The organism is Gammaproteobacteria bacterium (genome assembly GCA_036381015.1).
Taxonomy (GTDB): domain Bacteria; phylum Pseudomonadota; class Gammaproteobacteria; order Steroidobacterales; family Rariloculaceae; genus ZC4RG20.
This window is the reverse complement of the sequence record DASVDR010000021.1, coordinates 18416-44934: the sequence shown is the minus strand read 5'-3', so window position 1 is coordinate 44934 and position 26519 is coordinate 18416. Positions and strand designations below refer to the sequence as shown.

At 71.7% G+C, this 26519-nt stretch carries 28 protein-coding genes; 14 read left to right on the top strand and 14 right to left on the bottom strand.

What is annotated here, in order from left to right; genetic code table 11:
- Window positions 1-63: 63 nt before the first annotated feature.
- Together VF329_08005 and VF329_08000 are read right to left on the bottom strand one after the other, a co-directional pair.
- A complete protein-coding gene (locus VF329_08005; protein HEX7080941.1) occupies window positions 64-1680 on the bottom strand; it encodes a YifB family Mg chelatase-like AAA ATPase in 1617 nt (538 codons plus the stop codon).
- Window positions 1681-1707: 27 nt separating this feature from the next.
- Window positions 1708-1986: an accessory factor UbiK family protein gene (locus VF329_08000; GenBank protein ID HEX7080940.1), complete on the bottom strand. Its 279-nt coding sequence runs from the start codon at window positions 1984-1986 to the stop codon at window positions 1708-1710.
- Window positions 1987-2212: 226 nt separating this feature from the next.
- On the opposite strand from VF329_08000, the gene VF329_07995 reads away from it, so the two are divergent.
- The 5 genes from VF329_07995 to VF329_07975 are packed head-to-tail and all read left to right on the top strand — an operon-like array spanning window position 2213 to window position 6984.
- Complete coding sequence (locus tag VF329_07995) at window positions 2213-2662, top strand: hypothetical protein (GenBank protein ID HEX7080939.1); 450 nt, start codon at window positions 2213-2215, stop codon at window positions 2660-2662.
- Entirely contained in the window at window positions 2640-3731 is a 1092-nt protein-coding gene (locus tag VF329_07990; protein HEX7080938.1) for a sensor histidine kinase, read from the top strand. Before VF329_07995 ends, VF329_07990 begins: the two co-directional genes overlap by 23 nt.
- 8 nt (window positions 3732-3739) lie before the next feature.
- On the top strand, window positions 3740-4495 hold the full coding sequence (locus VF329_07985; GenBank protein ID HEX7080937.1) for a LytTR family DNA-binding domain-containing protein: 756 nt from the start codon (window positions 3740-3742) through the stop codon (window positions 4493-4495).
- Between the two features lie 48 nt (window positions 4496-4543).
- Window positions 4544-5680 carry a uroporphyrinogen-III C-methyltransferase gene (locus VF329_07980; protein ID HEX7080936.1) on the top strand — a complete coding sequence of 379 codons (1137 nt, stop codon included), beginning with the start codon at window positions 4544-4546 and terminating at the stop codon, window positions 5678-5680.
- Complete coding sequence (locus tag VF329_07975; GenBank protein HEX7080935.1) at window positions 5677-6984, top strand: heme biosynthesis HemY N-terminal domain-containing protein; 1308 nt, start codon at window positions 5677-5679, stop codon at window positions 6982-6984. The genes VF329_07980 and VF329_07975 overlap by 4 nt, the downstream gene beginning before the upstream one ends.
- A gap of 157 nt (window positions 6985-7141) precedes the next feature.
- Here VF329_07975 and VF329_07970 read toward each other — a convergent pair whose 3' ends face one another.
- Together VF329_07970 and ubiD are read right to left on the bottom strand one after the other, a co-directional pair.
- Window positions 7142-7783 carry a ParA family protein gene (locus tag VF329_07970; GenBank protein ID HEX7080934.1) on the bottom strand — a complete coding sequence of 214 codons (642 nt, stop codon included), beginning with the start codon at window positions 7781-7783 and terminating at the stop codon, window positions 7142-7144.
- A 286-nt stretch (window positions 7784-8069) separates the two neighbouring features.
- The gene (gene ubiD, locus VF329_07965; GenBank protein ID HEX7080933.1) at window positions 8070-9563 is read right to left on the bottom strand and encodes a 4-hydroxy-3-polyprenylbenzoate decarboxylase; all 1494 of its coding nucleotides are present in this window, start codon (window positions 9561-9563) and stop codon (window positions 8070-8072) included.
- A 159-nt stretch (window positions 9564-9722) separates the two neighbouring features.
- On the opposite strand from ubiD, the gene dapF reads away from it, so the two are divergent.
- From dapF to ubiB, 9 genes are all read left to right on the top strand, one after another.
- Window positions 9723-10544, top strand: coding sequence for a diaminopimelate epimerase (gene dapF, locus VF329_07960; protein ID HEX7080932.1), 822 nt, complete (start codon window positions 9723-9725; stop codon window positions 10542-10544).
- Window positions 10541-11263: a DUF484 family protein gene (locus VF329_07955; protein HEX7080931.1), complete on the top strand. Its 723-nt coding sequence runs from the start codon at window positions 10541-10543 to the stop codon at window positions 11261-11263. Before dapF ends, VF329_07955 begins: the two co-directional genes overlap by 4 nt.
- Entirely contained in the window at window positions 11250-12143 is an 894-nt protein-coding gene (xerC, locus tag VF329_07950) for a tyrosine recombinase XerC (protein HEX7080930.1), read from the top strand. Before VF329_07955 ends, xerC begins: the two co-directional genes overlap by 14 nt.
- Window positions 12144-12256: 113 nt before the next feature.
- A complete protein-coding gene (gene hslV, locus VF329_07945; GenBank protein ID HEX7080929.1) occupies window positions 12257-12787 on the top strand; it encodes an ATP-dependent protease subunit HslV in 531 nt (176 codons plus the stop codon).
- Between the two features lie 12 nt (window positions 12788-12799).
- Entirely contained in the window at window positions 12800-14107 is a 1308-nt protein-coding gene (hslU, locus tag VF329_07940; protein ID HEX7080928.1) for an ATP-dependent protease ATPase subunit HslU, read from the top strand.
- Between the two features lie 70 nt (window positions 14108-14177).
- Window positions 14178-14549: a DUF971 domain-containing protein gene (locus VF329_07935; GenBank protein ID HEX7080927.1), complete on the top strand. Its 372-nt coding sequence runs from the start codon at window positions 14178-14180 to the stop codon at window positions 14547-14549.
- On the top strand, window positions 14546-15331 hold the full coding sequence (gene ubiE, locus VF329_07930; GenBank protein HEX7080926.1) for a bifunctional demethylmenaquinone methyltransferase/2-methoxy-6-polyprenyl-1,4-benzoquinol methylase UbiE: 786 nt from the start codon (window positions 14546-14548) through the stop codon (window positions 15329-15331). The genes VF329_07935 and ubiE overlap by 4 nt, the downstream gene beginning before the upstream one ends.
- Window positions 15332-15367: 36 nt before the next feature.
- Complete coding sequence (locus tag VF329_07925; GenBank protein HEX7080925.1) at window positions 15368-15997, top strand: sterol-binding protein; 630 nt, start codon at window positions 15368-15370, stop codon at window positions 15995-15997.
- A gap of 44 nt (window positions 15998-16041) precedes the next feature.
- Entirely contained in the window at window positions 16042-17694 is a 1653-nt protein-coding gene (gene ubiB / locus VF329_07920) for a ubiquinone biosynthesis regulatory protein kinase UbiB (protein HEX7080924.1), read from the top strand.
- A 10-nt stretch (window positions 17695-17704) separates the two neighbouring features.
- Here the strand turns inward: ubiB and VF329_07915 are convergent, their stop codons facing one another.
- The 10 genes from VF329_07915 to VF329_07870 form a co-directional block, all read right to left on the bottom strand.
- Entirely contained in the window at window positions 17705-18454 is a 750-nt protein-coding gene (locus VF329_07915; protein HEX7080923.1) for a molybdopterin-binding protein, read from the bottom strand.
- Complete coding sequence (locus VF329_07910) at window positions 18451-19410, bottom strand: endonuclease/exonuclease/phosphatase family protein (GenBank protein ID HEX7080922.1); 960 nt, start codon at window positions 19408-19410, stop codon at window positions 18451-18453. The genes VF329_07915 and VF329_07910 overlap by 4 nt, the downstream gene beginning before the upstream one ends.
- Window positions 19411-19413: 3 nt before the next feature.
- Entirely contained in the window at window positions 19414-19728 is a 315-nt protein-coding gene (locus VF329_07905) for a DUF2007 domain-containing protein (protein HEX7080921.1), read from the bottom strand.
- Window positions 19725-20501, bottom strand: a complete 777-nt coding sequence (gene trpA, locus VF329_07900) for a tryptophan synthase subunit alpha (protein HEX7080920.1) — start codon at window positions 20499-20501, stop codon at window positions 19725-19727. Before trpA ends, VF329_07905 begins: the two co-directional genes overlap by 4 nt.
- Window positions 20488-21726, bottom strand: a complete 1239-nt coding sequence (trpB, locus tag VF329_07895; protein ID HEX7080919.1) for a tryptophan synthase subunit beta — start codon at window positions 21724-21726, stop codon at window positions 20488-20490. Before trpB ends, trpA begins: the two co-directional genes overlap by 14 nt.
- A 79-nt stretch (window positions 21727-21805) precedes the next feature.
- Entirely contained in the window at window positions 21806-22396 is a 591-nt protein-coding gene (locus VF329_07890) for a phosphoribosylanthranilate isomerase (protein HEX7080918.1), read from the bottom strand.
- Window positions 22387-23214, bottom strand: coding sequence for an indole-3-glycerol-phosphate synthase (locus tag VF329_07885; protein HEX7080917.1), 828 nt, complete (start codon window positions 23212-23214; stop codon window positions 22387-22389). Before VF329_07885 ends, VF329_07890 begins: the two co-directional genes overlap by 10 nt.
- Window positions 23211-24257, bottom strand: a complete 1047-nt coding sequence (trpD, locus tag VF329_07880; protein ID HEX7080916.1) for an anthranilate phosphoribosyltransferase — start codon at window positions 24255-24257, stop codon at window positions 23211-23213. Before trpD ends, VF329_07885 begins: the two co-directional genes overlap by 4 nt.
- A complete protein-coding gene (locus tag VF329_07875; GenBank protein HEX7080915.1) occupies window positions 24254-24844 on the bottom strand; it encodes an aminodeoxychorismate/anthranilate synthase component II in 591 nt (196 codons plus the stop codon). The genes trpD and VF329_07875 overlap by 4 nt, the downstream gene beginning before the upstream one ends.
- Entirely contained in the window at window positions 24841-26226 is a 1386-nt protein-coding gene (locus tag VF329_07870) for an anthranilate synthase component I family protein (protein HEX7080914.1), read from the bottom strand. Before VF329_07870 ends, VF329_07875 begins: the two co-directional genes overlap by 4 nt.
- Window positions 26227-26519 lie beyond the last annotated feature (293 nt).

Here is a 26519-nt window from a genome sequence, read left to right as displayed (position 1 = left end):
ACGAAGGTCCTCTCGAGTGGGGGGAGTCGAAAGCGGGCGCGATTATAGCCGATCGACCGCCGGTCACGGGATCTTGTCGAGGCAGCGGAGCTGCAGCGCCTCGGCAACGTGAGCGGCCGACACGCGATCGGCCGACGCGAGGTCCGCGATCGTTCGCGCGACCCGCAGCACGCGCACGCAGCTGCGCATGCTGAGCCGCCAGCGGTCGACCGAGCGCTGGAGGATTCGGCCGGCCTCGCCGTCGAGAGCAGCCTCGCTCCAGATCGCGGCGTCGCCGAGGCGGGCGTTCAGCCGTCCGGCCCTGCGGAGCTGGCGCTCGCGCGCCGCCGCGATCCGAGGCAGGACCTCCGCGGTCTCGGGCTTCGGGGCCTGCCCTGCGACATTCGAGAACGGCACGCGCGGCACTTCGACGTGCATGTCGAATCGGTCGAGTAGCGGGCCCGAGACGCGCGCGCGGTACTGCTCGAGTCGTGACGCCGAGCAGCTGCACCGGTCGGTCCCGTCGCCGCGGTGTCCGCACGGGCAAGGATTCATCGCGGCGACGAGCTGAAACTCGGCCGGGAAGGTGACCTGCTCGCGGACGCGCGAGATCCGTGCGACGCCCGCCTCGAGCGGCTCGCGCAGCGCCTCGAGCGCGTTCCGCGAGAACTCCGGCAGCTCGTCGAGAAACAGCACGCCGCGATGCGCGAGCGAGATCTCACCCGGCCGCGGCCGGCTGCCGCCGCCGACGAGGGCGCTCGCGGAGGCCGTATGGTGCGGCGCGCGAAACGGCGCCCGCAGCCCGTTCTCGAGCGCGGCACGGTCGCCGGCGACCGACGCGATCGTCGCGACGAGCATCATCTCGTCGAGCGTGAGCGGCGGCAGCAAGCCGCGAAAGCGCTCGGCGAGCATGCTCTTGCCGCTGCCCGGCGGGCCGATGAGCAGGACGTTGTGGCCGCCAGCCGCCGCGATCACGAGTGCGCGCTTCGCGACGGCCTGGCCGCGCACGTCGCCGAGATCCGCGCCGGTGTCCGCCGGTGTACGGAGCGGCTGCGGCCGGACCCGGGGGAGCGGCCGGCTGCCGTCGAGATGCGCGAGCACGTCCTGAAGGTGCGCCGCCGAATAGACTTCGGCGTCGTCGACCAGAGCCGCCTCGACCGCGTTGCCGGCCGGCAGCACGATCGCACGGCCGGCCCGTTTCGCCGCGAGCACCGCGGGGAGAGCGCCCGTGACCGGACGAAGCTCACCGGAGAGCGCGAGCTCGCCGATGAACTCGATCTGCGACGTGCTCCATGAGCCCGGCTGCGCGGCCGCGACGAGCCCGAGGGCGATCGGAAGGTCGAACCGGCCGCCGTCCTTCGGCACGTCCGCCGGGCCGAGGTGCGTCGTGATCCGCATGTCCGGCAGCTTCACGCCGCACGAGTCGAGCGCCGCACGGACGCGATCCTTGCTCTCCCGAACGGCGGCGTTCGGCAGGCCGGTGATCGCGAAGGCCGGCAGGCCGCGCGCGAGGTGGACCTCTACGGTGACCTCGTAGGCTTCGAGCCCGCTCTGGCCGCGGCTCAGCAGCCGCGAGAGGCTCATGGCGGGACGCGGCAGATTGCGGCGCGAGTGGCCGAGCTCGAGCGGCGCCCTGCCGGCCTCGCGCGCCGCGCGGCCGAGCTCCGGCCCCGGTGGCGCGCCGCCGAGCCTCGGTGCCACGCGGCCGCCCGGCGCGGCCGCCCGCCGTCAGCCGGGCTCCGGCCCCTTCTGGCCGCCGAGCTCGCGCTCGAGCTCCGCGAGCCGCGCCTCGAGCGCTTCGAGCTTCTCCCGCGTCCGCTCGAGCACGGCGGCCTGCACGTCGAATTCTTCCCGCGTGACGAGATCCATCCGCTCGAGGCCGGATTGCAGCAACGCGCGGAAATTGCGCTCGAGATCGTCGCCGAGCGCGCGGAGATTCTGCGGTAGCGACTGCGCGAGCTGCCGGGCAAGATCGTCTAGGCTGGAACGAGTGAACTTCTCGGGCATTTCATTCCCCATCGCCCCGGGCTTCGAGCCTCGAAACCGGGCGAGCCGGCGATAAACACGATCTCCATCATACCCCGCGTCGGCGGCCGGCTTCCGGTCCCTTCGGGCGCCCGGCGGGGGCGCCCGAATCCGAGCGGACCGAAGCCGGGCAAAAGGCGACGGCGTTCACGCGAGCGCCGTGGGGCAGCGTGCTAGACTCCGGCCCACCCGAAGCGGAGGCCTTCTCGTGCGGCTGCTTTTCTGCCTGTCGTTGGCGCTCGTCGCCGCGATCGTATCGGCGGACGACGTGGTTTATCGTTCGATCAGCCCGGACGGCACGGTCGTCTACAGCGACCGGCCGCTCGAGGCCGGGGCCACGCCGGTGCTGGTCGTGACGTCACACGCCGGCGTCGTGCACACCGCGCCTCCCCCGCCGCCGGTGCCCGCCCGCCCGGCCGAGGCCCAGCCGGCGGAAGACGCCGGGCAGGCCTCGCAGACCGAGAGCGCGCGGCCCGAGCCGACGGCCGAGGAGCGCGCGCAGAATTGCGCCGTCGCGCGCGAGCGTGTGGAGCGCTACGCCACCGCGCATCGGCTCTACCGGACGCTGCCGAGCGGCGAGCGCGAGTACCTGAATGACGCCGAGATCGACGAGGCCCGAGCCCGCGCCGCGGCTGATGTCGAGACCTGGTGCGGCTGACGAGGCGGCCCGCGACGAGACATCCCCGCCGCAGAGGCTCCCGGCAGACGACTTCTTCCTGCCGGATTTCTGTCATCCGCGCATGGTGCTCGCGGTCGTCCTGATCTCGGAGCTCCTCGCCGTCGTGTTCGCGCTCGTCCGTCCGGCCGAAACGCCGTTTCTGACGGACCTCGCCCGCCTGTCCCTGTTCGTGCAGTGGCTTGGCCTCACCGGCGCGGGCCTGCTGTGCTTTGCGCGGCGCTGGCTCGCGCGCCTTTCCGTGCCGGCCGCGACGACCTCGATCTTCGTGTTGCTGATGCTGAACGCTGCGGTCTTCTCGGCGCTCGCGCTCTGGCTCGGCGCCCGGCAGCCCGCGCTCGCGGGTGCCGCGCTCTTTCCGTCGGATGCGCCCGCGTTCCTGCTGCGGACGGAGGCGATCTGCGTGATCGTCGCGGCGCTGCTGTTGCGCTACTTCTTCGTCGCGCACCAGTGGCGCCATCACGTCCGCGCCGAGGCGCGCTCGCGCATCCACGCGCTCCAGGCGAGGATGCGGCCGCACTTCCTGTTCAACAGCATGAACACGATCGCCGCGCTGACGCGCACCGACCCGCGCCGCGCGGAGGAGGCCGTCGAGGATCTCGCCGATCTCTTCCGCGTGACGCTGCGCGACTCGGACCGTCCGCTTCGGCTCAAGGAGGAGCTCGAGCTCTCGCGGATCTATCAGCGCATCGAGGAGCTTCGGATCGGCGACCGGCTGAAGGTGGTCTGGGACGTCGCCGCCGTGCCGATGCGCGCGCTCGTGCCGAGCCTGACGATCCAGCCGCTTCTCGAGAACGCGATCTACCACGGCATCGAGCCGCTCGATGCGGGCGGGACCGTCACGATCGCGGGCCGGGTCGAGGGCCGCGATCTCGTCTTCACGATCACGAATCCGGTCGCGCCCGAGGCCGAGGAGCGCCCCGGCAACCGCCAGGCGCTCGAGAACCTGCGCCAACGCCTGCGGCTCGCCTACGGCGATCGCGGCCGTCTCGAGACCGCGAGCGCGAACGGGCTCTACGCGGTCACCGTTCGAATTCCGCTCGAGCAGTGAGCGAGCCGATCGAAGTGCTGATCGTCGACGACGAGCCGCCCGCCCGGGAGCGGCTCGAGCGGCTCATCGGCGAGCTCGACGGCTTTCGGGTCGCCGGCAGCTGCGCGTCGGGGCTCGAGGCGCTCGCGGAGGTCGCGCGGCTGAAGCCCGCGATCGTGCTGCTCGACATCCGCATGCCGGGCATGACCGGCATCGAGGCCGCGCGACACCTGAGCGCGCTCGCGGCGCCGCCGGCGGTCGTGTTCACGACGGCCTACGATCAGTACGCGCTCGAGGCCTTCGAGTCGCACGCCGTCGGCTACTTGCTGAAGCCGGTCCGCCGCGAGCGGCTTCTGTCGGCGCTGAAGCACGCGTCGCGGCTCGGTCCTCCGCAGCTCGAGGGCATCGCCTCGCCGGCGCGGCCGCTCTCCGCGCGCCGGCACGTCGCGGCCCGCGTGCGCGACGAGCTGCGGCTGATACCGGTCAAGGAAATCCTCTACTTTCGGGCCGACCAGAAGTACGTGACGGTGCGGCACCTGCGCGGCGAGGAGCTGATCGACGAGTCGCTCCGCCGGCTCGAGGAAGAGTTCGCCGCGGATTTCGTGCGCGTGCACCGCAGCCTCCTCGCGGCCGTCGAGCACGTCGACGCGCTCGAGAGGAGCGACGACGCGTCCTATGCGCTGCGCATGCGGCACACCGGGGAGCTGTTGCCCGTGAGCCGCCGGCAGCTCGGGGAGCTCAAGCGCCGCCTCGGCGCACGGCACGGGAAGCGGCCTGGAATGTGAGCGCACGCGCATAGACAATACGCCGCACTCACCCCCGTCACGCACACGATGACCGAACAGCACACGTCCGACGGGCGCGAGACGGCCGGCCCAAGCGCACCCGCCGTCGAGAACCTCCCCCGCTCTTCGTCCCCCGGGGCCTGGCCCGTGATCGCCGCGGCATTCGCGATGGCGCTCGCGCTGCTCGCGACCGCGATCGCGGGGCTTCTGTGGTGGCAGTACCGGCAGTTCTACGTCGCGCTGCACGGCACGGACACCGAGATCGAGGCATCGCTCGAGCGCGTGCGGGCGACGCAGCGCGCCTTCTCGGATCGGCTCGACGATCTCGCGGAATCCACGGTGGCAAGCGGAGCGCGCGTCGATGCGGCGGTCGAGCGGATCGCGGACTTTCCGGCGCAGCTCGCGGACGTCGAGCGGCGCGTCGAGGAGTGGCCGGCGCGGCTCGCCGCGATCGAGTCGCGGTTGGACGCGATCCAGGGCGGATCGATCGACGCACGCAACGCGTGGCTGCGGGCCGAGGCGGAGTACTACCTGACGGTCGCGAACACCGAGCTCGCGCTTGGCGGCCGATGGGACAACGCCGTCGCCGCGCTCGAGCTCGCGGACGATCGGCTGCGCGCGCTGGCCGACCCGGCGCTCGCCGAGGTGCGGCGGCGGGTCGCCGACGAGCTCGTCGCGCTCCGGACCGTCGATCCGCCCGACGTCGAGCGGATCGTGTTCCGGCTCGCGAGCCTCGCCGCGCGGGTCGACGAGCTGCCGTTGCGCGCGGCGGGCCGCGCCGGTGCGGACGCGACCGAGGTTTCGCCGGAGGAGGCGGAGCCCGGCCTCGACCGGCTGCTCGCCGGCGTCAAGCGCGCGCTCTCGAGCCTCGTCACGATCGAGCGCCGCGAGGAAGCGGCCGCGCGCACGCTCTCGGCCGAGCGGCGCACCCTTGCGCGCCGCGAGCTCGCGATCGAGCTTCAGCTCGCGCAGATCGCCGCGCTCCGCGGCGAGCCGGACGCGTACGCCGGCAGCCTCGATGCGGCCGCCGCGCTCCTCGAGCGGGACTTCGACGCGGCGGACGCCGCCGTGAAGGCGGCCGCCGCGCTCGTGGACGAGCTCGCCGGCGTCGTCATCGACGCGCCCCGCCCGGACATCGGCGGCTCGCTGGCCCTGCTGCGCGAGCTCTCGGCCGGGGCCGAATGATGCGCTTCGGCCTCGCCGTCGTCGCCGCCCTGCTCGCCGGCGCGGTCGCCGCGCATTTCCTGCTCCAGGACCGCGGCTACGTGCTGATCGACTTCCGCGGATACATCGTCGAGATGTCCGTCCCGGGGCTCGTGCTGGTGCTCGCGGCGGCCTACCTGCTGATTCGCGCCGCGGCCGGCATTTGGCGCGCGCCGCGCGCGCTCGGCACGGCGCTGGCCGACCGCCGGACGCGCCGTGCCGGCATGAAGCTCACCCGCGGCCTGATGCAGCTCGCCGACGGCAACTGGGCGAAAGGCGAGCGCTTGCTCACGCAGGGCGCCCGCGGCAGCGGCACCCCGCTCGTGAACTATCTGATGGCGGCGCGCGCGGCGCACTGGCAGGGGTCGCGCGAGCGCCGCGACGAATGGCTGCGGATCGCGTACGAGGCGCAGCCGGACGCCGAGCAGACCGTCCTGCTCACGCAGGCCGAGCTTCAGCTCGAGGCCGGTGAGCACGAGCGGGCGCTCGCGACCGCGTCGCGGGTGCTCGAGTCGGCCGCGAAGCATCCGGTGGCGCTCGCGCTCGCGGCGCGTGCGTGCGTCGCGCTCGGCGACCGGCGGCGGCTCGCGGAGCTCTTGCCGCGGCTCGGCCGCGCGCAGCTGTCGCCGGAGCTGCTCGAGGAGGCCGCGGCCGAGGCGCTTCGCGGCGTCACCGCGGGGCCCGAGGTCACGCAGGAAGCGCTCGACCGCTACTGGAAATCGCTGCCGGCCGACATCCGCGCGCTGCCGCGGCTGCTGGTCCTTCGGGCGCGCGCGCTCGATCGCCTCGGGCTCGGCGACGAGGCCGAGCGGGAGCTGCGCTCGGCGCTGAAGCGCCGCTGGTCGGCGCCGCTCGTCGCGGCCTACGGCGAGATCCGCACGAATCGACCGGCGGAGCAGCTGCGCCACGCCGAGGCGTGGCTCCGGCAGCGCCCGGAGGATGCGGCGCTGCTCGTCGCCGCGGCCCGCCTTTGCGTCGTGAACGAGCTTTGGGGCAAGGCCCGGAGCTATCTCGAATCGGCGATCGCGATCGACCCGGCGCCCGCGTCCTATGCCCTCTACGGGCGGCTGCTCGACCGGCTCGGCGAGAACGACGGCGCGGCGCTCGCGTTCCGCTCGGGCCTCGCGCTCGTCGACGGCGGGGAGACGCCGTTGCCGGCGCTCGCGCCGCCGCGGCGCGGGCGCGAGCGCGACGAGGAGGAGGACGATGACGAGGCCGAAGCCCTCCTCCCGGGTGCCGGCAAGCCCGCGCCGGGCGCGGGCGGGGAAGGCCCGGCGCCCTCCTAAGCTGAATCGCGTCCCGCAAATACCGATACAGGATGCTTGACGGGACGCTTGCGCGCATGGACGCGCGCGAGCGAGCCTACAGGGATGTATCCACGGCGTTCCCGCCAAGCATCCTGTATCGGTATTTGCGGGACGCCACACCAGGAGCGCGGCGGCGTCAGCGCGGCATCGAGCGCCGCGAGTCGAGCCACTCGAGCAGCGGGTCCCACTGCTCCCAGTCGGGCCACGCGAGATACGGCGGCAGCTCGTGCACGCCGAGGCCGCGCTGGTACGCGCGGATGTAGTTCTGGGCCTCGCGCAGCGTCGCGATGTAGGGCACCTTCAGCTTCGACAAATACGCGTCGAGCTCCTCGAAGATCAGCGTGTTGTCCCGCACGCGATTCGCGACCAGCGCCACCTTGGCCTTCTTGTCCGCAATCTTGTGGACGTTGAGAAGCTCCTCGACGAAGCTCGCGGCCGCCTTGATGTCGATCGGCGACGGAAGCACGGGCACGATGATGCTTTCGGCGCGCTTCACGAGATCGGTGAGCTCGCGGCCGTGCGAGCGTGCCGGCGCGTCGATGATCAGGTACTCGGTATTGCGCGGGACGGAGCGGAGCCCCGAATCGAAGCCCTCGATTCCGGTGATCGGGCCGTAGTCCTCCGGGCGCTCCTCGAGCCAGGCGAGCGCGGAACGCTGCGGGTCGAAGTCGGCCAGCGCGGTGCCGAAGCCCTCGGAAGCGTAGTAAGCGGCGAGGTTCGTGGCGATCGTGCTTTTTCCGCACCCGCCCTTCGCGTTCATGATCAGGATACTTCTCATAGCCACTCCCGAGCGTTCCGGTCGTACTTAATCGTCGGGCCCCGACCGCCGCCAGGCGCATAACTTAGCGATGCTTATGACAAATGTCCAATTGCCGAGACCATTCAAGACTCACGCGTACATGCGCGGCCCACGCCTGCCTGCAACGAGGTGCACGAAGGCGCTTTCGAAAACGCCTCCGGTCGAGCGCCGGACCGCGGCGGTCGAATGGCCCGAGTGTGCCTTCGGAGGGCGCGCCAGGCCGTGAACCGTTTCTACTCGGCGAAAAGCGCCGAGCGCCCGGCGCTCAGTCGATGCCGAGCTCGGCCCAGCGCCGGTCGACGCGCTCGACGATATCGCGGCGCATCGTGATCGGGCGGCCCCACTCGCGCGAGATCTCGCCCGGCCACTTGCTCGTGGCGTCGATGCCGAGCTTCGAGCCGAGGCCCGCGACCGGCGACGCGAAGTCGAGATAGTCGATCGGCGTGGATTCGACGACGACCGTATCGCGCGCCGGGTCGACGCGGGTCGCGATCGCCCAGACCACGTCCTTCCAGTCGCGCGCGTCGATGTCGTCGTCGACGACGATCACGAACTTCGTGTACATGAACTGGCGAAGGTAGGACCAGATCCCGAACATCACGCGGCGCGCGTGCCCGGGGTATTCCTTGCGGATCGCGACCACCGCGACGCGGTACGAGCACGCCTCGCTCGGCAGGTAGAAGTCGACGATCTCGGGGAACTGAGTTTGCAGGATCGGAACGAACACGTCGTTCAGCGCGAGGCCGAGGACGGACGGCTCGTCCGGCGGGCGCCCGGTGTACGTCGTGTGGTAGATCGGATCGCGCCGGTGCGTGATCCGCTCGACGGTCATCACCGGGAAGGTCTCGGCCTCGTTGTAGTAGCCCGTATGGTCGCCGAACGGCCCTTCGAGCGCCGTCTCGCCGGGCTCGATGTAGCCTTCGAGCGTGATCTCCGCGTGCGCCGGCACGCGCAGCGGCGACCCGATGCACTCGACGAGCTCGGTGCGCTCCCCGCGGAGAAGGCCCGCGAACGCGTACTCCGAGAGCGTGTCCGGGATCGGTGTGACGGCCGCGAGGATCGTGGCCGGATCAGCGCCGATGCTGACGGCCACCGGGAAGCGCTCGCCGGGCCGGGCTGCCTGCCACGCCGCGAAGTCGGTCGCGCCGCCGCGGTGCGCGAGCCAGCGCATGATGACCTTGTTCGCGCCGATGACCTGCTGCCGGTAGACCCCTAGATTCTGCCGCTCGTCGTCGGGGCCCCGCGTCGTCGTGAGACCCCACGTGATCAGCGGGCCTGCGTCGTCCGGCCAGCAGGTCTGCACCGGCCACGCGCCGAGGTCGACGTCGGCGCCTTCGATCCGCACCTCCTGCGTCGCGCCCGAGCGAAGCACCCGCGGCGCCATCTTCATGATCTCCTTCACGAGCGGCAGCTTGCGGAAGGCCTCGCCGACGCTTCGCGGCGGCTCCGGCGCTTTCAGCGCGGCCAACACTTTGCCGAGCTCGGTGAAGATCTCCGGGCCGTCGGCGCCGAGCGCGGCCGCGATCCTCGACTCGGTGCCGAACAGATTGCCGAGCGCGCGAATGCCGCCGCGGCCGACGTCGTTGAACAGGAGCGCCGGACCGCCCGCGAGCAGCGTCCGGCGGCAGATCTCGGTCAGCTCGAGCGCGGGATCGACGTGCGCCTCGACCGTCCTGAGCTCGCCTCGCCGCTCGAGCAGCGCGAGGAACTCGCGCAGATCCCGGCAGGGCTGCTGCGCTTTGGGCCACGGAGTTTCCACTATACTTTGCCGGGCTGCCGACCGTACGAAGGACGATGTGCGCGCCGCGGAGCGTGCGGCGCGATCGCCTGGAATCGAAACGCGAGCCGCGCGCGACGCGCCCGGCGACATTAACCTTCCGTTCCACGCATTACCAGTAGGGCACGGACCAGCATGCGGATCCGCTTCGCGAAGATGCACGGTCTCGGAAACGACTTCATGGTCGCGGAGTGGCCGGCCGGCGCGCCCGTGCCCGAGCCTGCCGCGGTCCGGGCGCTCGCGGACCGGCGGCTCGGCGTCGGCTTCGACCAGCTGCTGATCGTGACGCCGTCGGCCGAAGGCGACGCCGCGTACCGCGTCTTCAACAGCGACGGCGGCGAGGTCGAGCAATGCGGCAACGGCGCCCGCTGCATAGCGCGCTTCGTCGCCGCGCGCGCCGGCGACGTGTCGCACCGGAGGCTCGTGCTGCAGAGCGCGGGCGGGCGCGTCGAAGCCGAGGTGGAGCCGTCAGGCCTCGTGAGCGTGAACCTCGGCGTGCCCTGCTTCGATCCGGCGTCGCTGCCGTTCTCGGCGGACGCCGAGCGCGACCGATACCGTGTGCGCGTCGGCGATCGCGAGATCGAGCTCGGTGCAGTCTCGATCGGCAATCCGCATGCGGTCATCCACGTGGATTCGGTGGACGAGGCCGACGTGGGTATACTGGGCGCCGAGCTCGCGGCGCATCGGAATTTTCCGAAGGGCGTGAACGTCGGTTTCTTGGAGATTGTGCGTCGCGACTCGATTCGTTTGCGCGTCTACGAGCGCGGCGTGGGCGAAACACCGGCGTGCGGCACGGGGGCCGCGGCGGCGGTGGCGGTAGGGCGGCGCTGGGGGGCTCTGGCCGAGAAGGTCGAGGTGCGGCTCTCGGGAGGCTCGCTGACCGTCCGCTGGCCGGGTCCCGGTATGCCGCTGTGGCAGACCGGGCCGGCAACCACGGTGTACGAGGGTCAGATCGAACTATGAGCCAACAGAAGAACGAGGCCGCGCTCAGCGAGACGTTCACCGAGAGCGCCATCGCGGATTATCTGCGCAGTCACCCGGACTTCTTCGAACGCCACACGCCGCTTCTGCTGCGGCTGCGATTGCCTCACCCGACGAACGGCTTCACGGTCTCGCTCGTCGAGCGTCAAGTGTCGATGCTCCGTCAGCGCAACGGCGAGCTCGAGCGGCAGCTGAAGGATCTGATCGCCGTCGCGAAGGTCAACGACTCGCTGATCGAGAAGATCCATCGGCTGTCCATCCGCCTGATGGCGGCCGAAAGCTGGGATGAACGGCTCGAGCAGCTCGAGACCAGCCTGCGGGAGGATTTCGGCGCCGAGCGCGCGGCGCTAGTGCTGTTCGGCACCGAGGAGTCACCGGCCGTGCGCGACGGCTTCGTCTGGAAGCTGCGGCGCGACGACCCGCTGCTGCGGCCGTTCCTGACTTTCCTGCAGGCCGCGCGCCCGCGTTGCGGCCCGATGCGCGAGCGGCAGAGAGCGGCGCTCTTCGAGCGCGACGCGGAGAGCGTCGGCTCGGCCGCGATGCTCCCGCTCGGTCCTGAGGCGAGCGTCGGCTTCCTCGTCGTCGCGAACCGCGATCCGTCGCACTTCCACCCGGGGCAGCGGATGGATTTCCTCGTGCGGATCGGCGAGCTGATCGCGACCGCGCTGGCGGCCCCGCAGGCGTCGCGTGCAGCCGTCTGACGCGCTCGCGTCGTTCCTGCGCGAGCTCGAGACCGAGCGGCGGCTGTCGCGCCATACCGTCGCTGCCTATCGGCGCGACGTCGATGCGCTCCTCGACTTCTGCACGCGGGAGCGCGTCGCTTCCCTCGCGTCGATCGATGCGTACCACGTTCGGCGCTTCGCCGCCGAGTGCCACCGCCGCGGCGCGAGCCCGCGAAGCATCGCCAGGCGTCTGTCGGCCGTGCGCACGTTCTTCGGGTTTCTGCTGCGTGCCGGGGTCGTCGCGCAGAATCCGGCCGTGCACGTGCAGGCGCCGAAGCCGTCGCGCCGGCTGCCGAAGACGCTCGATACGGATCAGGTCGCAAGCCTGCTGAAGCGGACCGGCTCCGGCCCGCTCGCGCTCCGGGACGCGGCGATGCTCGAGCTTTTCTACTCGTCCGGGCTGAGGCTCGCGGAGCTCGTGAGCCTCGACGTCGACGCCGTCGACCTCCGCGATCGGACGGTCCGCGTCACCGGCAAGGGCGGGAAGGACCGCGTCCTGCCGGTCGGGCGGGTCGCGGCGGCCGTGCTCCAGGAGTGGCTGCGGGCGCGGCCGGCCCTCGCCCGCAACGGCGAGCGGGCGATGTTCGTCAGCCGGCGCGGCAACCGGCTCGCGGCCCGCTCCGTGCAAGCGCGGGTCGAGGCTTGGGCGCGGCGCGCGGGCGCGCCGGTGCGCGTGCACCCGCACATGCTGCGGCACTCCTTCGCGTCCCACTTGCTCGAGTCGAGCGGCGACCTGCGCGCGGTCCAGGAGCTTCTCGGCCATTCGAGCCTCTCGACGACGCAGGTCTACACGCACCTTGATTTCCAGCACCTGGCCCACATTTACGATAAAGCACACCCTCGCGCGCGGCGGCGCTGACCCCGACGCGCCGCGAAACCTCGGGCCGCGGCCCGGGCGGCTCCCGCCGCCCGAATCGGCGTTCGGGCCCGTGCACGGCCCGATTCGCAACAAGAGCGCATGACGAGCAAGCGATGACGCAATTTCACGGCACCACGATCCTGTGCGTGCGCCGCGGCGGCAAGGTCGCCGTCGGCGGCGACGGCCAGGTGACGATGGGCGACAAGATCATGAAAGGCAACGCGCGCAAGGTGCGCCGGCTGCGGGACGGGCGCGTGCTCGCCGGCTTCGCCGGCGGCACGGCCGACGCGTTCACGCTGTTCGAGCTTTTCGAGAAGAAGCTCGAGCAGTACGGCAATCTGACCCGGGCCGCGATCGAGCTCGCGAAGGACTGGCGCACGGATCGAATGCTGCGCCGGCTCGAAGCCTTGCTCTGCGTCGCGGACGCGACGCAATCGCTGCTGATCTCCGGCACCGGCGACGTGATCGAGCCCGAGCGCGATCTGATCGCGATCGGCTCGGGCGGCGCCTATGCGCAGGCGGCGGCACAGGCGCTGCTCGAGAACACCGACCTCGACGCGCGCAGCATCGTCGAGAAGGCGATGGAGATCGCGGCCGACATCTGCATCTATACGAACCACAAGATCACGATCGAGGAATTGTAGAGAGCCGCACCGATGTCGATGACGCCACGCGAGATCGTCCAGGAGCTGGACAAGCACATCATCGGCCAGGACGAGGCGAAGCGCGCCGTCGCGATCGCGCTGCGCAACCGCTGGCGCCGCGCGCAGGTGGCCGAGCCTTTGCGCAGCGAGATCACGCCGAAGAACATCCTGATGATTGGGCCCACCGGCGTCGGCAAGACGGAGATCGCGCGCCGGCTCGCGAAGCTCGCGAACGCGCCGTTCATCAAGGTCGAGGCCACGAAGTTCACGGAGGTCGGCTACGTCGGGCGCGACGTCGACTCGATCGTGCGCGATCTCGTCGACATGGCCGTGAAGATGATCCGCGAGGACGCGATGCGGAGAGTGTCGCACCGCGCCGAGGACGCGGCCGAGGACCGGCTGCTCGATGCTCTGCTGCCCGGCACGCATCAGGACAGCGAAGGGCGCGAGACGCGCCAGCGCTTTCGCAAGATGCTGCGGGAAGGCAGCCTCGACGAGCGCGAGGTCGAGGTGGACGTTCAGGCGCCTTCGGTCGGCGTGGAGATCATGGCGCCGCCCGGCATGGAGGAGATGACGAGCCAGCTCCAGAGCATGTTCAAGAGCCTCTCGAGCGGCCGGCGGCGCAGGCGCAAGCTCAAGGTGAAGGACGCGCTGAAGCTTCTGAAGGACGAGGAAGCGGCGAAGCTCGTGAACGAGGACGAGATCAAGCTCGAGGCGCTCCGGGCCGTCGAGGAGAACGGCATCGTGTTCATCGACGAGATCGACAAGGTGGCGCGGCGCTCGGAATCGATCGGCGCCGACGTGTCGCGCGAAGGCGTGCAGCGCGACCTGCTGCCGCTCGTCGAGGGATCGACGGTCAGCACCCGCTACGGCATGGTCCGCACGGACCACATCCTGTTCATTGCGTCCGGCGCCTTCAGCGTCGCGAAGCCGTCGGACTTGATCCCGGAGCTTCAGGGCCGGTTTCCGATCCGCGTCGAGCTTTCGGCGCTCGGCATCGACGACTTCGTCGCGATCCTGACGGAGCCGAGCGCGTCGCTCACGGAGCAGTACGCGAGCCTGCTCGGCACGGAGCGGGTTCAGCTCCGGTTCGACGACACCGGTATCCGCCGCATCGCGGAGGTGGCGTACGAGGTGAACACGCGCAGCGAGAACATCGGCGCGCGCCGGCTGCACACGGTGCTCGAGCGCTTGCTCGAGTCGATCTCGTTCGAGGCGGCGGACCGTGCCGGGGAGACGGTCGTCGTCGACGCCGCATACGTCGACGCCCATCTGGGCGAGCTCGTCAAGGACGAGGACCTGGCGCGCTACATCCTTTGACCGCGCGGTGTTGCTACGATTATCCGCTTCTCGGTCAGGGGGCGGATCCGCCCCGAAGGTGAGCGGCGAGATGGGCGAGACAGAAACCCCGCGGCCCGTCGAGATCAGGCTGCGAAAGCGCGCGCGGCGCCTGGCGGTCGTGTTCTCCGACGGCTTCGAGACGGAGCTCGACGCCGAGTACCTGCGCGTGCACTCGCCGTCGGCCGAGGTCAAGGGGCATGGGGCCGGCGAGGGCGTGCTCGTCACCGGCAAGGAGAACGTCGGCATCGAGCGGGTGGAGCCGGTGGGCGCGTACGCCGTGCGCCTCGTCTTCGACGACGGGCACAGTACCGGGCTGTACACGTGGCCTATACTGTACGAGCTCGGCCGTCACCGCGAGCGCAATTGGCGCCGGTACCTCGAGCGGCTGAGCAAGGCCGGAAAGACCCGCAATTCGACATGACCACGGACGTCCACAGGCGCGCCGAGCCGAAGCCCACGCCGGAGCCGTTCACGGACTTCGGCTACGAGCGCGTGCCGAAGAGCGCGAAGAAGGCACGCGTGCGCGCCGTGTTCGATTCCGTCGCGCCGCGCTACGACCTGATGAACGACGTGATGTCGGCGGGGCTGCACCGCTGGTGGAAGGCGTTCACGATCGCGCGGACGGGCCTCCGGCCCGGGCAGTCCGCGCTCGACGTCGCCGCCGGCAGCGGCGACCTCGCGCTCGGCCTCGCGCGCCGCGTCGGCCCCACGGGCCGCGTCGTCGTCACCGACGTCAACCGCACGATGCTCGAGCTCGGGCGCGATCGCCTCATCGATGCCGGCGTGGGGCGTAACGCCTCGTTCGTGCAGGCCGACGCGGAGGCCCTGCCGTTCGCGGCCGGGCGCTTCCATTGCGTCACGATCGGTTTCGGCCTGCGCAACGTCACGGACAAGGAGGCGGCGCTGGCCGAGCTTTATCGCGTGCTGAAGCCGGGCGGCCGGCTGCTCGTGCTCGAGTTCTCGAAGCCGCGGCTCGGGCCTCTCGAGCCGCTTTACGATCTCTACTCCTTCCAGGTGCTCCCGCGCCTCGGCCAATGGCTCGCCGGGGACGCGGCGAGCTACCGCTACCTCGCCGAGTCGATCAGGCGCCACCCGGATCAAGAAGCGTTGCAGCGCATGATGGAGCGCCGCGGCTTCGAGCGGTGCCGCTATCACAATCTCTCCGCGGGCATCGTCGCGCTGCATGTCGGCTTCAAGGTCTAGCACGACCGGCCGCCCGGCACCCGCCGTGCCCGGGCGATGACCGGGCCGCTCCTCGCGCGCGCCGAGAGCTGGCTCAATCGGCACATCGGCGAATCGGCGAGCGCGTCGAGCGTGCTGGCCGAGCTCGAAGGCCGGAGCGTGCGCCTGCGTGTCGAAGGCCTCGGCATCGACGTCCTGATCGCCGCCGAGCCCGGGCGGCTGCGCTTGACGCGCGCCGGCGGCGGGACCACCGCGAGCGCGACCGTCCGCGGGACGCCGCTCGACCTGCTGCGCCTGCTCGGGCCGGGCATGGCGGGCCGGATCCACGGCTCCGGCGTCGAGGTCAGCGGGCGCGTCGCCGTCGCCGAGCGCTTCGCGGCGCTGCTGCGGCTCGCGTGGCCCGATCCCGAGGAGGAGCTCGCAGGCTGGGTCGGGGACGTCGTCGCGTATCGGGTCGGCCGGGCCGTCCGCGGAGCGGGCGGGTGGGCGGCGAAGGCCGCCGAGGCGTTGCGTCTCGATACGTCCGAGTACCTGACGGAGGAGAGCCGCGTGCTGCCGACCCGCTACGAGGCCGACCGGCTCTTCGCCGAGGTCGAGCGCCTGCGCGACGACGTCGAGCGGGCGGCCGAGCGCATCGAGCGGCTCGCCGAGCACGCGTGCCCGCGCGAGCGCGCCGCGGCGGAGTGACGGATGAGCCGCGGGCGCCGGCCGAGCCGAGGAGTGAGCCTGAGATGAGCCGCCTGCGACTGCTGCTCCGGCTGCTCAGCATCCAGCGCACCCTGCTGCGCTACGGTCTCGACGAGATCGTCTGGCGGACGCATCTGTTTCGTCCGGTCGCGTGGTTGCAGAGGCTGCTGCCGGGCGCGAGGGTCAAGGCGCGGCCGATCGGCGAGCGGCTCCGGCTCGCGCTCGAGGAGCTCGGGCCGATCTACGTGAAGTTCGGGCAGGCGGTCTCGGTCCGCCGCGACCTGCTCTCGCCCGAGCTCGCCGACGAGCTCGCGAAGCTCCAGGATCAGGTGCCGCCGTTTCCGTCCGAGGTCGCGGTCGCGGTGCTCGAGCGAGCCTTTCGCCGCGGCGTATCCGACTTGTTCGCCGACTTCGACCGGCGCGCCCTCGCCGCCGCTTCGATCGCTCAGGTGCACACGGCGCGGCTGCACGACGGCACCGAGGTCGTCGTGAAGATCCTGCGCCCCGACGTGCGCGCGCAGATCGAGCGCGACCTCGAGGTGCTCTTCCAGCTCGCGCGGCTCGCCGAGCACTACTGGCCCGACGCGCGCCGCCTGCGCCCGGTGGCCGTCGTCGAGGAGTTCCAGAAGACGCTGCTGCACGAGGTCGACCTCATGCGCGAAGCGGCGAACGCCGCGCAGCTCAGGCGCAACTTCGAGGGCTCGGAGAAGCTCTACGTCCCGCAGGTCTACTGGGACTATTGCCGCTCGAACGTGCTGACGCTCGAGCGCATCCACGGCATTCCGATCGGCGACATCGAGGCGCTGAAGGCGCGGGGCGCGAACATCCGCTTGCTCGCGGAGAACGGCGTCGAGGTGTTCTTCACGCAAGTGTTCCGGCACAACTTCTTTCATGCCGACATGCATCCCGGCAACATCTTCATCGACCTCACGGACCCCGCCGCTCCGCGCTACGTGGCCGTGGATTTCGGGATCGTCGGCACGCTGAGCGCCGAGGATCAGCACTATCTCGCCGAGAACTTCCTCGCGTTCTTCAAGCGCGACTATCGGCGCGTGGCCGCGCTGCACGTCGACTCCGGATGGGTGCCGCCGGAGACGCGCATCGACGAGCTCGAGTCCGCCGTCCGCGCCGTGTGCGAGCCGATCTTCGACCGTCCGCTGAAGGACATCTCGTTCGGCCTCGTGCTCCTGCGGCTGTTCGAGACGGCCCGCGAGTTCAACATGGAGGTGCAGCCGCAGCTCGTGCTTCTGCAGAAGACGCTGCTGCAGATCGAGGGGCTCGGCCGTCAGCTCTATCCGGAGCTCGACCTCTGGCAGACGGCCAAGCCGATCCTCGAGGAGTGGATGCGCGAGCGGCGCGATCCGCGCGTCCAGCTGCGGCGGCTCATCGACGCGTGGCCCGAGATCGGCGACGACCTGCTGCTCATTCCGGAGCTGCTGCACCGCGCGATCCGCCAGGCGGCGGCGAGCCCGCAGCGCGAACCGGTGCGCGCCGCGCGTGCGCGCCGCGCGTCGAACCCGGGTCGCCACGACGACGAGCGGCACGCCGGCGGCCGCGACGACCGGCTCTTCGCCGGCGCGGCGCTGCTCGTGGCCGGCGTCCTCTGGACGGGACTCGAAACGGCCCCGCTCTGGGTCGGGTGGCTCGGCGCGGCCGTGGGTCTCGTGCTCCTGCTCCGCGCGATGCGGCGGCCGTGACCCGACACCGCTACTGCGGCGGTGGCCGGGGCTCGCCGCCGAGCGCCGCCATGGCCTCCGTGATCTCGCGCAGCACCGCTTCGACCTTGACCTCGTCGGCGCCGCGCACCACGAGGTTCGCGCCGAAGCGGCCGTCCCGGGCGAACGGGTAGCTGCCGATCTCGACGTCGTCGTGCGCGCGCGCGATGCGCTCGAGCGCCTCGGCGAGGTCGCCCTCCTTGAGGAACACGTCGACGCTGCGCGAGTGGATCGCGGCGCCGCCGTGGAGGAGCGGAGCCGCCGCCGCGAACATCGCCCGGGCGATCGCCGGGATGCCGGCGAGCACGAACACGTTGTCCATGCGGAACCCGGGCGCCGCGCTGACCGGGTTGTCGATCAGGCTCGCGCCGGCCGGCACGCGGGCCATCTTCATTCGCGCTTCGTTCAGCTGCACGCCGGCGTGCTTCAGCCGCACGACGGCCTCCGGATCGACGACGAGCTCGACGCCGAACGCCCGCGCCACGCCCTCGGCGGTGATGTCGTCGTGCGTCGGACCGATACCGCCCGTGGTGAAGACGTACGTGAACTTCGCGCGGCACTCGTTCACGTGCGCGACGATCGCGTCGAGGTCGTCGCGAATCACACGGCACTCCTCGAGGCGGATGCCGAGCTTCGCGAGCTCGGTCCCGAGGAAGCGCAGGTTCGCGTCCTGCGTCTTCCCGGAGAGGATCTCGTTGCCGATGATCAGCACGCAGGCGGTCGGAACGGATGGCGTGCTCATGCGCTCGATCCCGTTTGGAGCTCGATCAGAATCGGATAGTGATCCGACCCGAAGGCCGGCAGGCGCTTGAACCCGACGACGGTGACTTCCTTGCTCACGACGCAATGATCGATGGGAATGCCGAGGATCGGCAAGAACGTCGGCCAGGAGAGCCCCAAGCCGAACGCGCGCCGGGCGTCGCGCAGCCCCGTCTCGGCGGTCCAGTCGGCGAAGTACGGCGAGTACGGGGTCAGATTGAAGTCCCCGGCGACGACGAGGGGCTCGTGGATCCGGGCGCGGAGTGCCGCGAGCGCGTCGAGTTGCCGCTCGCGCTCGGCCGCCCACCCGGGCGCCGTCGGCGGGCGAAGATGCACGCCGATCAGCCGAAAAGCGCCTTGCGGGCTCAGCACGCGCGCGTCCACGGCATGCGTCGACCCGAGCTCGAAGGCGTGCGCGGCCTCGAGCGGGTAGCGCGAGAGGAGCCCCACGCCGAAGGCGCCGCCGGCCGGCCGCAGAACGCGATGGGGGTAGAGGCGGAAGAGCGGCCGGAGGGCCTCGGCCCAGGCTTGCGTGAGCTCGACGACGAGCAGCACGTCCGGCGATTCGGCCATCACGATCTCGCGCAGGCGCGCATAGGAGCGGTTGCCGGCCTGCACGTTGACCTCGAGGAGCTCGAGGGGCGCGTCGGCGGCTCGGGCGGCTTCCGCCGCCGGGGCATCGTGCACGAGGTACGGCAGCACCGGGAGCGCGTTCGGCACGGCCGACGCGCCGAGCGCCGCGCACCAGGCGAGGCGCCGGCGGGCCAGGAGCGCGAGCACGAGCGGGGCTTGCAAGGCCAGATACTGCACGCGGAAATGCGCGAGGAGCTCGAAGCCCCACCACGCTTCCGCGGCGAGCGCCGCGGCGCTCGCCGCGATCAACCCCGCGGCCGCGAGCGCGAGCAGCGGATCGATCCTGCGTGCCGCGGCGGCGGGCACGGCTCAGCCCCGATCGTCGTCGCGCAGGCCGCAGCTCCAGCACACCGCGAACTGCGCCTCGTTCGATTGGCCGCAGCCCCGGCAACGCCAGGGAGCGCCGGTCACGGGCTTGCGCATCTCCTCGAGCAGGTTGCGCGCGGCCTGCAGCTGCTCGTCGCGCACGACCCAAAGCTCCGGTAGGCACTCGAGGAACGGAATCTCGCCGAGCGCGCCGCAGAGCTGCTCGTTGCGGATCACGCACGCGATGCCGGCCTGCTCGAGCAGATTGCGATAGTGGCCGACCTCGGCCAGCGACTCGCTTTGCATCAGCCGCTTCATACGGTCGCGCTCCGGCCCTTGAGCCCGCGAAGGAACGCGGCCGGATCGGCGCCGCTCTCGAGGACCTCGACGAGCGCCGAGCCGACGATCACGCCGTCCACGTGCCGGCCGATCAGCTCGACGTGGGCGCGCTCGCGCACGCCGAATCCCGCGCAGACGGGCAGCGGCGACGCGGCCTTCACGGCCGCGAGGTACTCGGCGAGCTCCGCAGGCACGCTGAGCCCGGCGCCGGTGGTCCCGGTGCGCGTGACGGCGTAGAGGAAGCCCGAGCTCTCCGCGGCGAGCCGGCGCAGCCGTTCGCGCGGCGTGGCCGGCGTCACGAGCTGAACGAGCGCGAGGCCCGCGGCGTCGAGCGCGGCCTTCAGCGGCCCGCTCTCCTCGAACGGCAGATCGGGGACGATGAAGCCGCAGACGCCGGTCTCCGCTGCGCGCGCGGCGAGCCGCTCGTACCCGAACGCGAGCAGCGGGTTCAGGTAGCTCATCAGCAGCACCGGCGCCGCGAGCTCGAAATCCCGCCGCTCGAGCTCCGCGAAGATCCACCTGAGGCTCACGCCGTGCTCGATCGCAACGCGGCTCGAGCGCTGGACCGTCACGCCGTCCGCCATCGGGTCCGAGAACGGCACGCCGATCTCGACGGCGTCGGCCGCTTCCGCGATCGCGGCAAGGTCGCGCAGGAACCGGTCGGGATGCGGATGGCCCGCGGTCAGGAACCCGACGACCGCGGGCCCTTCGCTTTGCTCGATCGCCGCCTTGACGCGCTCATGCGGCCGCATCGGAGCGCTCCTTCCGCACCGGGTATTGCGCGAGGATCGGCATGTCCTTGTCCCCGCGGCCGGACAGTCCGACGAGGAGCCGAGCGCCCGGGTGCGCTTGCGCCCAGCGCCTGGCACCGGCCAGCGCGTGCGCGCTTTCGAGCGCCGGCAGGATGCCCTCGGCTTCGCAGCACTCGTCGAGCGCGGCGAGCGCTTCATCGTCGCTCGCGGTCACGTAGTCGACGCGCCCGACGAGCTTCAGGAGCGCGTGCTCGGGGCCCACGCCCGGGTAGTCGAGGCCCGCGGAGACCGAGTGCGTCTCGTGAATCAAGCCGTCGTCGTCGTAGAGCAGCATCGAGTAGTTGCCGTGCAGCACGCCGGGGCGCCCCGCGGACAAGGTCGCCGAGTGGTCGCCGAGGCCGCTGCCGCGGCCGCCGGCCTCGACGCCGACGAGGCGCACGTCGCGGTCGCCGAGGAACGCGTGAAACAGGCCGATCGCGTTCGAGCCGCCGCCGACGCAGGCGAACACGGCCTCGGGCAACGCCGCGCGCTCGATCATCTGCGCGCGCGCTTCCCGGCCGATCACGGCCTGGAGCTCCCGGACGAGGTAAGGGTACGGGTGCGGGCCGATCGCGGAGCCGATCAGGTAATAGGTGCCGGCCGGATCGGAGACCCAGTCGCGGATCGCCTCGTCGATCGCCGCCCGCAGCGTCCGGTCGCCGGACGTGACCGGCACGACCTCGGCGCCGAGGCGTCGCATCCGGTCGACGTTCGGCGCCTGACGCGCGACGTCCACCTCGCCCATGTAGACGGTGCACGGCAGCCCGACGCGCGCGCAGGCCGCCGCGGAGGCGACGCCGTGCTGGCCCGCTCCGGTCTCCGCGACGATGCGCCGCGCGCCGAGGGCCTGCGCGAGCAACGCCTGGCCGATCGCGTTGTTGATCTTGTGAGCGCCGGTATGCGCCAAGTCCTCGCGCTTGAGCCACACTTCCGCTCCCCAGCGCGCGCCGAGCGCCGGCGCGGGCGTGATCGGTGTGGGGCGGCCGACCCAGTCGCGAAGCTCCGCCTCGAGCCGCGCCTGGAGCTCGGCCGATCGCAGCAGCGTGCGCACGCCCTCGTCGAGCCGGGTGACCGCCGCCATCAGCGTCTCCGGCACGTAGCGGCCGCCGAAAGGCCCGAATCGTCCGGCGTCGTCGGGAAGCCGGCCTTCGATCAGCGCGTCGAGCAGCGCTTCGTTCTCGTTCATCCTCGTCCCTCCGCATTCGGCGGAATGCACGTCCGGCGCCGAGCGCACGCCATGCATGTTCGGCACCGAATGCATGTTCTCATTCGCGCCCGGCGCGCCGGGCGCAGGCGACGAACGCCTTGATCTTGTCCGGATCCTTCTCGCCCGGCGCGCGCTCGACGCCGGTCGAGACGTCGACGCCCCACGGACGCACCGCGCGAATCGCGGCCTCGACATTCGCCGCGTCGAGGCCGCCCGCGAGGATCAGCTCGCGGCCTTCGGCGAGCGCGCGCGCCTCGTCCCAGTCGGCGAGCCGCCCGCTGCCGCTCCACGGGCTTTCGAACAGCAGCCGCCCGGGAGCTTCGTCCGCGCCCGGCGCGCGGCCCGTCCGGTAGACCGGGAGCGCCGTGCACCCCGCGGGGAGGCGGATCGCGGCGAAGTCTTCCGCGTCCGCCTGGAGCCAGTCGGGCTCGAGCTCGTCGAGCACGCGGGCGACGAGGTCGGCTTCCGGGCGGCGGAGCACCGCGACCCGGAGCACGCCTCGCGGCAGCCGCGCGCCGAGCTCCCGCGCTTGCGCGACCGTCACCTGCCGCGGCGACGGCGCGAGCACGAAGCCGACAGCGTCCGCCCCGGCCTCGGCGGCGGCGTCGGCCGCCGCCGCGCTCGTGATCCCGCAGATCTTCACGAACATCGGCGCTCGGCCGCGAGCCGGCCGGCGGCGATCAGGTCGGCGACCGCCTGCCGGGGATCCGCCGCCCGCATCAGCGACGAGCCGACGAGCGCGAGCCGGTACCCGGCCGCGGCCACCGCACGCACGTCGTCGGCGCTGCCGATCCCGCTCTCGGCGACGGCCGGCAGGCCCTCGGGCAGCGAGCCAGCGAGCTCGGCGAAACGCCCGAAATCGACTTCGAGCGTGTCCAGGTTGCGGCAGTTCACGCCGACGAGGACCGGCGGCCCCCCGCGCGGCACGTCGAGCGCGGCGACGCGCTCGAGGTCCGCGCGGTCGAAGGTCTCGAGCAACGCGAAGAGCCCCGATTCGCCCGCCGCGGCGAGCAGCGCCCGCACGTCGGCGTCGGCGAGCATCGTGACGATGATCAGAACCCCCCCGGCACCCGCCTCGCGCGCCTCGAGGACCTGATACGGGTCGGTCAGGAAATCCTTGCGCATCACCGGGACGCCCCGGGGCGCGAGCGCCGTCGCGGCCTCGCGCAGGTGATCCAGCGAGCCTTCGAACGCCGACGGCTCGGTGAGCACCGACACGCACGCGGCGCCGCCGTCCGCATAGGCCGCGAGCTGCCGTCCACGGTCGAAATCGGCCGCCGCCAGGCCGCCCGCCGCCGGGCTCCGTAGCTTGAGCTCGGCGATCACGTCGAATCGGTCGATCGCGAGCGGCGGGGGCGGGGGCGCGGCCGCCGCGCGCTCGAGCAGCCGCCCTTCCGGCAACGCCGCGCGGGCCGCGCGCACACGCGCGCGGCTCGCCTCCGCCATGCGCTGCAGCAGCCCGGTCATGCCGCGCCCTGTTTCCCGAGGCCGGCGAGACGGTCGACGAGCCGGGCCGCGGACCCGTCCCGGATCGCCTCGCGCGCGCGCTCGACGCCCTCGCGCGCGTCCGCGGCCGCCCCGGTCACCTCGAGCGCGAGCGCGGCGCCGAGGACCAGCGCATCGCGGTGTCCCGGGCAGTCGCCGCCCGCGAGGGCGTCCCGGAGCCGCGCGGCATTCTCGGCCGCGTCGCCGCCCTTCAAGTCCTCGGCGCGGCAGGGCTCGAGCCCGTAGTCGCGCGGGTCCCGCACGGTCCTCTCCACCCCGCCCGGACCGACGTCGAAGCAGACGAACGGCCCGACCGGCGTCGCCTCATCCCATCCGTCCGCCCCATGCACGACGAACGCGCGCTCGATTCCCATCCCGGCGAGCGTCTCGGCCATCAGCGCCGCCATCGGCTCGCTGAAGGCGCCGATCACGTGGTAAGGCGGCGCGGCCGGGTTCGACAGCGGGCCGAGGATGTTGAACACGGTGCGCACGCCGAGCGCCGCGCGGACCGGCGCGATGTGCTTCATCGCGGGGTGGTAGTGCGGCGCGAACAGGAACGTGAAGCCGTGCGCCGCGAGGCAGTCGGCGGCCTGGCGCTCGTCGAGCGGGATCGGCAGGCCGAGCGCTGCGAGCACGTCGGCGCTGCCGCAGCGGCTCGAGACCGAGCGGTTGCCGTGCTTCACGACGGTCGCGCCGCAGGCCGCGGCGAGCAGCGCGCTGCCGGTCGACAGATTGAGACTCCCGGAGCGGTCCCCGCCGGTGCCGACGACGTCGACGTAGCGGCCGCCCTCCGGAAGGCTCGGACGGCGCGCGAGGCGGCGCATCGCCGTTGCGAAGCCGCGGATCTCGGGCGCGCTCTCGCCCTTCACGCGCAGCGCGATCAGCAGCGCGCCGGCCAGCGCCGGCGCCATCTCGCCGCCGGCCATCGACGCGAGGAGCGCATCCGCCTCACGCTCGTCCAGGTCGTGTCCCGCGGACACGCGCTCGAGAAGCTCGGACGGACGGATCTCGAACGCCTCCCTCATGATCGCCTCCGCTCGGCCTGACGGAGAAAATTCGCGAGCAGCGTCGGACCTTCCGGCGTCAGCACGCTCTCCGGGTGAAATTGCACGCCCTCCACCGCCAAGCTGCGGTGGCGCACGCCCATGATCTCGCCGTCCTCCGTGCGCGCGGTGATCTCGAGCACCGCCGGCAAGTCATCGCGGTCCGCGGCGAGCGAGTGATAGCGGCCCGCCTCGAACGGGTTCGGCACGCCGCGAAAGATACTGTCGCCGTCGTGGCTCACCTGCGACGTCTTCCCGTGCATCAGCGTGCCGGCCGACACGATACGGCCGCCGTAATGATGAACGATGCACTGGTGGCCGAGACAGACGCCGAGCATCGGGATCTTGCCGGCGAACGCGTCGATCATCGCGAGCGAGACGCCGGCATCCTCCGGGCGGCCCGGACCGGGCGAGATCACGAGGTGCGTCGGCTCGAGCGCCTGCGCGTCGGCGACCGACAGCGCGTCGTTCCGGTAGACGAGCACTTCGGCCCCGAGCACGAGAAAGGCTTGCACGAGGTTGTAAGTGAACGAGTCGTAGTTGTCGATCAGAAGCAGCCGCGCGCTCACAGTCCTTCCTCCGCGAGCTCCAACGCCCGCCGCAGAATCGCGCTCTTCGCGAGCACCTCGCGGTACTCGTTGTCGGGCACACTGTCGGCGACGATGCCCGCGCCCGCCTGAAAGCTGTACTCGTCGCCGTTGAAGACGATCGTCCGGATCGTGATGGCCTGGTCCATGTTGCCGTTGTTCGCGAAGTAGCCGACCGTGCCGCCGTAGAGCCCCCGCGCGGTGGGCTCGAGATTCGCGATCAGCTCCATCGCGCGGACCTTCGGCGCGCCGACCAGCGTGCCGGCCGGGAACGCGGCCGCGAAGAGATCGAACGCGTCGCGCTCGGGGGCAAGGCGGCCCTTCACGCCGCTCACGATGTGCATGACGTGGCTGTAGCGCTCGATGCTCCGGTACGGGTCCACGACCACCGATCCGGCGCGCGCGACGCGCCCGAGGTCGTTGCGGGCGAGATCCACGAGCATCACGTGCTCGGCGTTCTCCTTCGGGTCGGCGAGAAGCTCGCGCTCGAGGGCACGGTCCTCGTCGGGCGTGGCGCCCCGCGGCCGTGTGCCGGCGATCGGGCGCAGGCTCGCGTTGCCGTTGTGGAGCCGCACGAGGGCCTCGGGCGAGGAGCCCGCGACGCGCACGTCGCCGAGCTCGAAGAAGTACATGTACGGCGACGGATTCAGCAGCCGCAAGCCCCGGTACGTTTGAAACGGATCGAGGTCGCTGCGGCCGCTGAAGCGCTCCGACAGCACGATCTGGTAGATGTCGCCGGCCTTGATGTAGCGCTTCGCCCGCTCCACCGCCTCGATGAAGCTGCCGCGCGAGAAGCTCGGCGCCGCATCCGAGAAGCCGCCGGAGCGCTCCGGCGCGTCCACGCCGCCGCGGAGGCGTGCGACGACCTCGGCGCGAAGCGCGCGCCGGTCGGCTTCCGACCCCGCGTGCAGCAGCGCGACCCGCCGCGTCAGGTGATCGAACACGAGGAGCGATTCCGGCGCGACGAAAGCCGCCTCGGGGAGATCCTCGAGCGGCGCGCGGCTCGCCGGCAGGCGCTCGAAGTGGCGGACGACGTCGTAGCCGGCGGTGCCGACGAGCCCGCCCGTGAACGGGATCCCATCGATCGCGGGCCGCAGGACCGGGCTCGCGGCGAGCGCGGCGCGCATCAGCGCGAGCCACTCCGCGCGGCCCTCCGGTCGAGGCGTCGGCTTGCCGTTCCGCAGCACGCGGTCGGGCCGAAGCTCGAGCGTGAGGCCCTCGCCGAAGCCGAGAAAGGAGTAGCGCGCGAGCCGCTCGCCGCTCTCGACGCTTTCGAGCAGGAAGCGGGGCTTGAACGGCTTCAGCTTGATGTAGGCGGACACCGGTGTATCGAGGTCCGCGGCGATGTCGAACGGTGACTCCATCGTGGCTCTAGCCTTCGGTCGTTGCCGGCCCGGAACTCCCGGGAATCGCCGGCGCTCGTCGGTGGTCGGGTCCCAAAACGAAAAGACCCGTCTCCGGATACGCGGAGACGGGTCTTGCTGGATTCGAGGAACGGCTAGAGCTTCTGCGAGGCTCCGTCCGTCCGGTTGCCGCCGTGGAACGGGCCGGTCGTGGCCGGCCTGATCCTCGAGTCGTCCGCGGGCTATTCGGCGCGCACTACCCTCTCCGCTGGTGAGCGTCGCCACCAACGGAGGTGATCGGGACGTTGCCGTCG